Genomic DNA, 6,196 nt, shown 5'->3' on the forward strand with positions numbered 1-6,196 from the left:
TTTTACAATGACGAAAGATGGAATGGGTTGTACTACAACCTCGCTAATCCGTAAAATAAGGCAGCGGTGTGTAACGCTTGGTCTATCTTATTATCTTTCAATAGTTGCTTAACTTCTTCAATACTATAAAGTTCTACATTTAAAATCTCATGCTCATCTAAATGTTGTTCGTGTGTTTTTACACCGCCCTTTAACAGGTAAGTAAAAGTTTGGTTAGTAGATGTTGCTGGGTTTGGGTACAAAGTTGCAATAAGCTCGCAACTATCAAAGCTATAGCCAGTTTCTTCCAATAGTTCTCTTTTAACAGCAGCTTCGGGCAATTCATCTCCATCAATTACGCCGCCTGGTATTTCTAAGGAGATAATGTCGGCAGCAAAACGATACTGGCGTACCAAGATAATCTCATTGTTTATAGTAAGCGCAACGGCATTTACCCAATTAGGATATTCAAGTACGTAATAATCATCCTTAACGGTTCCATTTTGGAGCTTGCAGGTATCAACCCTTAAGGTTGCCCACTTTTCTTGAACTAAATATTTTGAGGCCAGTTTTTGCCATTTTTCTATTTCCATGTATGGGTTGTAAAGTTGAAATGTTTTAAGGTTGAAAAGTTGTTTTTTGAATGTGAGTTATTAATTAAATACGCAGTAGCTACCCTAATTGATTTCCTCTCCCTTTTGGGGAGAAATACTCAAAGGGTAGGGAGGGGCTTAAAGGTATTGCTGTATAATTTCTTGTCTATGGAAATTAACCAAATGTACAATTTTATGCTGCTCTGCTAAAACTTTATAGATAAGGTTTAATCTGGGGGCAATTAGTTGGTTTCTTTCTGTGCTAACTCCCAATTCGTAGTAAAGAAATTCGCTTAAAGAATCTAATTTCTCTGGTGGCAAATCACTTTCGGCTAACCATTTTTCAAATGTTGCAATAGCAATATCTTCTAAAATTTCTGTTGGCAGTTTGAAAGAGTTTGTAATGGTTTCATTAAAAAGCGAGTTGGCTTTAGTTAGGTCTCCTTCTAGCTTTAATCCCATAATTCTTGCCAAAACTTGGGCTAGTCTTTCTATCTCCGCAGTAATTAAATCTTTCCTATACATTTTTAATGTTTAAATGTTGCAGGCAATCGTAATTTGTAACTCTAAAATGGTATGTTGTTTTACCAGCTTCCGCTACTTCCGCCACCACCAAAACTACCCCCACCAAATCCTCCGAAGCCACCTCCGCCGCCGCCGCCGAAACCACCGCCAAATCCGCCACCTGAGTTGCCCCCACGGCCGGCGCCAAATAAAAGCGCCCAGAACAAGGCATCAGAAGCTCCTCTACCACCAATTACTTGGCTCCCGCCATTACCACCGCCACGTTTTAAAATAATTAAGATGATAATAATCATCACGATTACCGCTAAAACAGAACCTGCACCGCCTCCTTCTTTTTTAGCACGGGGCTTGTCGTTTTTATACTCGCCTTTTACTAAAGAAATAATCGAATTGGTTCCAGCTTCAATTCCACCATAATAATCCCCATTTTTAAAAAAAGGTTTAATGTCGTTCTCTATAATTCTTTTGGTGTAGATGTCTGGTAAGGCACCTTCTAGGCCATAACCCGTTTGTATCGATAACTTTCTGTCGCCAAGTGCCACTAATAAAACTACCCCATTGTTTTTTTCTTTGCCGCCAACGCCCCACTTTCTTCCTAGTTGAAAGGCATAATCGTTGATGTCATAATCGCCAACAGATTTTATAATAACAACTGCAATTTGGTTCGACGTAGAATCGTCAAAAGCCACAAGTTTACTTTCTAGGTTGGCTATTTGATCTGCTGATAAAGTATTGGTATAATCGTTCACCAGCTTATTAGATTTTTCGGGAATAGATTGCGCAAAACCCCAAATCGAAGTTGCGAGTAAAGTAAATAGAAGAAATATTTTTTTCATCTGTATAGTTATAAGTGATGAATTGGGTAACGATGAAGGTAAATTAACTTTTATGGTCGATGAAAAAGATTTCATTAGGAAGTTCGTTCACATCGTCGTTTTGGTTCGGAAAAAATGTAGATAGCTTTTCGCCAGCCAAAGCAACGCCTGCAATAATGCCATCGCATAAATTTCCTGACATAAAATGAGCTTTCATCGCTGTTTTGGTAGTCTCCCAAAAATCGGTAGGTACCAATTTATTAATGCCGCTATCGCCAATAATGGCAAACTTATGGTCTTCTGTTGCTAAATAAATTAACACACCGTTGTGTTGTGCAGTTTTATCCATCCCTAATTCATGGAAATAAGCGGTAGCTCTTTCGTAAGCGTCGCCTTTACAGTGCTTTTCAACAGCAATCCTTATTTCGCCCGAGGTGGCTTTTTCTGCTTCTGCAATAGTATGTGCAATTTGTTCTTGCTCTTGTGTAGTGAAAATAGGCATACAAATTAGTTTTAAAAAGTAAAGGGTAATGTATGCTTAGCCTGCTAAACTATACATTACCCCATAAAAAGAGAGATTTATAACTAAAATTCTACTTTAGGAGCATTTTCTGCGCCTGCATCGGCTTTAAAGCCTGCTTTTTGGCCAAATCCAAATAAACCAGCGGTAATATTGTTAGGGAACGTTCTTACCTTGGTGTTATATGCTTGTACAGAAGTGTTGTAATCGTTACGAGCTACAGTAATTCTGTTTTCTGTACCCTCTAATTGTGCCGATAAATCCCTGAACTGATCGGTAGCTTTTAATTGAGGATAGTTTTCGGTAAGTACCATTAACCTGCCCAATGCTTGTGTAATTTGGCCTTGAGCCTGTTGGTACTTTTGGATATTTTCTTCGTTTAATTTATTTGGATCAACGGTAATTTGGCTTGCTTTACTACGGGCCTCTATTACCGCAGTTAAGGTTTCTTGCTCAAATTTTGCAGCACCTTTCACTGTGCTTACCAAATTCGGAATTAAATCTGCCCTACGTTGATATTGTGTTTCAACGTTGTTCCATTTTGTTTTAACATCTTCGTCGAGTTGTACAAGGCTATTATACCCACAGCCGCTAAACAAAGCTAGTAATGCAACAATTGCAACAATTCCAATTAAAACTTTTTTCATGTTATTTCTTTTTTAGGTTTTTTATTTAAACTTAGATATCAATATTCATTCCGTGTTACTAAAAGAGGTAAAAAACTGACAACTTGCCATACTTAGCATGAATATAAGCAATAAAAACAAGTTAAGAGTGAATCGAATTCGCTAATTTTGTGATGTTCGAGATAAAAACTTGACCGTTATTATGCAAAAAGATATAGAAATAACGCTTGTACCCAGCAAAGCTGATGATCAGAAAGCAATTTTAGAAAGCCTTTCTTTGGCCTCTGGCGTTAAGCAAAGTCAGATTACCCATTTTAAAATTTTAAAAAGATCTATAGATGCCCGCTCCCGAAAAGTGGTTTACCGGATGCAGGTTAGAATTTTTATCGACGAAGAATATGTGCCTGAAAATCAGTTTTTCAAATATGCAAAAGTAGCCGACAATAAAAAAGTTATTATAGTAGGAGCGGGGCCGGCCGGTTTATTTGCAGCGTTGCAATGCATAGAAAATGGTTTAAAGCCAATTGTAGTAGAGCGTGGTAAAGATGTAAAACAACGTCGTAGAGATTTGGCAGCCATTAATAAGCTGGGCATTGTAAATACAGAGTCTAATTATTGCTATGGCGAAGGTGGTGCAGGTACTTATTCTGATGGAAAATTATATACTCGTTCTAATAAACGAGGTGATGTTAATAAGATATTGCAACTTTTTGTGCAACACGGGGCCGATGAGGATATTATGGTTGATGCCCGTCCGCATATCGGCACTAACAAGTTGCCACACATTATCACCGCAATTCGCGAAACAATTATCGAGGCCGGAGGAGAAGTGTTATTTGATACGAAACTTACGGACTTAATTATTAAAGAAGGAGCTGTGCAAGGAATTGTTATTAATCACGAACAAGAATTGTACGCAACATCAGTAATCTTGGCAACAGGGCATTCGGCAAGAGATATTTACGAACTATTAAACAGCAAAAACATCTTAATCGAAGCTAAACCTTTTGCCTTGGGTGTAAGAATAGAACATCCGCAAAACATTATAGACCAAGCTCAATATCATTGCGATATAAGGAGTGAGTTTCTTCCGCCAGCGTATTACAGTTTAGTAGAACAAGTTAAAAATAGAGGAGTGTTTTCGTTTTGCATGTGCCCGGGTGGTATTATTGCGCCATGTGCAACTGGGTTAGATGAAATTGTAGTTAACGGATGGTCGCCCTCTAAACGAAATAATCCTTATGCCAACTCGGGTACGGTAGTTCAAATTACCTTAGATGATGTGCAAGGTTACGATCCGCTACGAATGTTGCAATTTCAGGCAGAAATAGAGCAAAAAGCCTTTGAGGCAGGCGGGGGTAACCTCGTAGCTCCGGCTCAACGTATGGTCGATTTTGTAGAGAACCGATTGTCTATTGACTTACCTAAAAATTCTTACCTGCCTGGCACGAAAAGTGTAATGCTAGATAATATACTACCCGATTTTGTTTCTGAAAGTTTGCGGGGCGCACTTCCATTATTTGGTAGAAAAATGAAAGGGTATTATACCAACGATGCCATTTTGGTAGGTGTAGAAAGTAGAACCTCGTCTCCGGTAAGAATTCCTCGAGACAAAGAAACTTTCCAACATCCGCAAGTTAAAGGGCTCTATCCGTGTGCCGAAGGGGCGGGTTATGCCGGCGGAATTGTCTCTGCGGCTATCGATGGTGTCAACTGTGCAAATGCCATTCTAAATCAAGCTAAACATTAGCAAGGTAAAATCGTTTAACCTGTACAATCAAAAAAGTTGAAATGAAAAAAACCTTAATTATAGGAGCCAGTCCAGAGCCAAGCAGGTACGCTTATAAAGCAGCGCACATGTTAACAGAACGTGGTCACCAAATTGTAAATATTGGTATTAAAAAAGGTGAAGTAGCAGCAGTGGAAATTGAAAAACCTGGAGATGTTTATAAAGATATAGATACCATTACTTTATACATAGGGCCATCACTACAACCACAGTATTATAATTATATAGTTGCTACCAAACCAAAACGGGTAATTTTTAATCCAGGTACTGAAAATTCTCAGCTACAATCGTTACTCGATGAACATGATATTGAATATACCGAAGCATGTACTTTGGTATTATTAAGCACGGGTCAGTATTAAAATAATTTACAGAAGGTTTGCTAAGGCTCGGTTTAAGATTATGGCACAAAAAAAAGACTGTCTTTTTGAAAACAGTCTTTTTTAATAGGTTTATGTATTAACTAGGCCACAACAGCTTCAGCTAAAACAATAATTTTATTATCCAGTACTTCTACTACACCACCTTTAATGTTGTAGATGTTTTCGCCTTTAACTTCTTTTACAATTACCTGTCCATCTTCTAAAGTAGAGATGATAGGAGCGTGGTCTCTCAAGATTTGAAAAGACCCAGAAGTTCCAGGAACGGTAACCGAAGTTACTTCGCCTTCAAAAACTTTCTTGTCTGGAGTTAATATTTCTAAAGTCATTCTTAATAGATTTGAGATTTGAGATTTGAGATTTGAGATTTGCATCCCGTCTCACATCTCAAATCTAATGTCTCACTTCTTAATTAGCTTCTGCCAATAATTTTTTACCTTTTTCAATAGCATCTTCAATGCTACCTACCAAGTTAAATGCAGCTTCTGGATATTCATCAACTTCGCCATCCATAATCATGTTAAAACCTTTGATGGTATCTTTAATATCAACCAATACGCCTGCTAAACCTGTAAATTGCTCGGCAACGTGGAAAGGTTGAGACAAGAAACGTTGAACACGACGAGCTCTGTGTACAGTTAATTTATCTTCTTCAGATAATTCATCCATACCTAAGATCGCGATGATGTCTTGTAATTCTTTATAGCGTTGTAAAGTTTCTTTTACGCGTTGTGCAGTGTTGTAATGCTCATCACCTAAAACAGCAGGAGAAAGGATACGTGAAGTAGAATCTAATGGATCTACCGCTGGGTAAATACCTAACTCGGCAATTTTACGAGAAAGTACCGTAGTTGCATCTAAGTGGGCGAAAGTTGTAGCCGGAGCCGGGTCAGTTAAATCATCTGCAGGTACATAAACCGCTTGTACAGATGTAATTGAACCACGTTTAGTTGAAGTAATACGCTCTTG

At 38.2% G+C, this 6,196-nt stretch carries 8 protein-coding genes and 1 pseudogene; 2 read left to right on the forward strand and 7 right to left on the reverse strand.

What is annotated here, in order from left to right; all coding sequences use genetic code 11:
* Positions 1-32: 32 nt before the first annotated feature.
* From B3I52_RS03805 to B3I52_RS03825, 5 genes are all read right to left on the reverse strand, one after another.
* Positions 33-572, reverse strand: a complete 540-nt coding sequence (locus tag B3I52_RS03805) for an NUDIX hydrolase (RefSeq protein WP_293298954.1) — start codon at positions 570-572, stop codon at positions 33-35.
* A gap of 138 nt (positions 573-710) precedes the next feature.
* Entirely contained in the window at positions 711-1,097 is a 387-nt protein-coding gene (locus B3I52_RS03810) for a hypothetical protein (RefSeq protein ID WP_293298957.1), read from the reverse strand.
* Between the two features lie 59 nt (positions 1,098-1,156).
* Complete coding sequence (locus B3I52_RS03815; RefSeq protein ID WP_293298960.1) at positions 1,157-1,933, reverse strand: TPM domain-containing protein; 777 nt, start codon at positions 1,931-1,933, stop codon at positions 1,157-1,159.
* A 43-nt stretch (positions 1,934-1,976) separates the two neighbouring features.
* Positions 1,977-2,414, reverse strand: coding sequence for a TPM domain-containing protein (locus B3I52_RS03820; RefSeq protein WP_293298963.1), 438 nt, complete (start codon positions 2,412-2,414; stop codon positions 1,977-1,979).
* Between the two features lie 83 nt (positions 2,415-2,497).
* The gene (locus tag B3I52_RS03825) at positions 2,498-3,079 is read right to left on the reverse strand and encodes a LemA family protein (protein ID WP_293298966.1); all 582 of its coding nucleotides are present in this window, start codon (positions 3,077-3,079) and stop codon (positions 2,498-2,500) included.
* Positions 3,080-3,260: 181 nt separating this feature from the next.
* On the opposite strand from B3I52_RS03825, the gene B3I52_RS03830 reads away from it, so the two are divergent.
* Positions 3,261-4,808: an NAD(P)/FAD-dependent oxidoreductase gene (locus B3I52_RS03830; RefSeq protein WP_293298969.1), complete on the forward strand. Its 1,548-nt coding sequence runs from the start codon at positions 3,261-3,263 to the stop codon at positions 4,806-4,808.
* A gap of 41 nt (positions 4,809-4,849) precedes the next feature.
* Positions 4,850-5,209, forward strand: coding sequence for a CoA-binding protein (locus B3I52_RS03835; protein WP_293298972.1), 360 nt, complete (start codon positions 4,850-4,852; stop codon positions 5,207-5,209).
* A gap of 101 nt (positions 5,210-5,310) precedes the next feature.
* Here B3I52_RS03835 and atpC read toward each other — a convergent pair whose 3' ends face one another.
* The gene (gene atpC / locus B3I52_RS03840) at positions 5,311-5,556 is read right to left on the reverse strand and encodes an ATP synthase F1 subunit epsilon (RefSeq protein WP_293298974.1); all 246 of its coding nucleotides are present in this window, start codon (positions 5,554-5,556) and stop codon (positions 5,311-5,313) included.
* Between the two features lie 79 nt (positions 5,557-5,635).
* A pseudogene (locus B3I52_RS03845) lies at positions 5,636-6,196 on the reverse strand (F0F1 ATP synthase subunit beta); the annotation flags it as partial.

It is taken from the genome of Pedobacter sp. UBA4863, from assembly GCF_002399615.1.
Taxonomy (GTDB): domain Bacteria; phylum Bacteroidota; class Bacteroidia; order Sphingobacteriales; family Sphingobacteriaceae; genus Pedobacter.

Coding starts and splice junctions, on each gene's coding strand:
- B3I52_RS03835 (WP_293298972.1), top strand. CDS start 4,850: ATGAAAAAAACCTTAATTATAGGAGCCAGTCCAGAGCCAAGCAGGTAC.
- B3I52_RS03830 (WP_293298969.1), top strand. CDS start 3,261: ATGCAAAAAGATATAGAAATAACGCTTGTACCCAGCAAAGCTGATGAT.
- B3I52_RS03815 (WP_293298960.1), bottom strand. CDS start 1,933: ATGAAAAAAATATTTCTTCTATTTACTTTACTCGCAACTTCGATTTGG.
- atpC (WP_293298974.1), bottom strand. CDS start 5,556: ATGACTTTAGAAATATTAACTCCAGACAAGAAAGTTTTTGAAGGCGAA.
- B3I52_RS03820 (WP_293298963.1), bottom strand. CDS start 2,414: ATGCCTATTTTCACTACACAAGAGCAAGAACAAATTGCACATACTATT.
- B3I52_RS03805 (WP_293298954.1), bottom strand. CDS start 572: ATGGAAATAGAAAAATGGCAAAAACTGGCCTCAAAATATTTAGTTCAA.
- B3I52_RS03825 (WP_293298966.1), bottom strand. CDS start 3,079: ATGAAAAAAGTTTTAATTGGAATTGTTGCAATTGTTGCATTACTAGCT.
- B3I52_RS03810 (WP_293298957.1), bottom strand. CDS start 1,097: ATGTATAGGAAAGATTTAATTACTGCGGAGATAGAAAGACTAGCCCAA.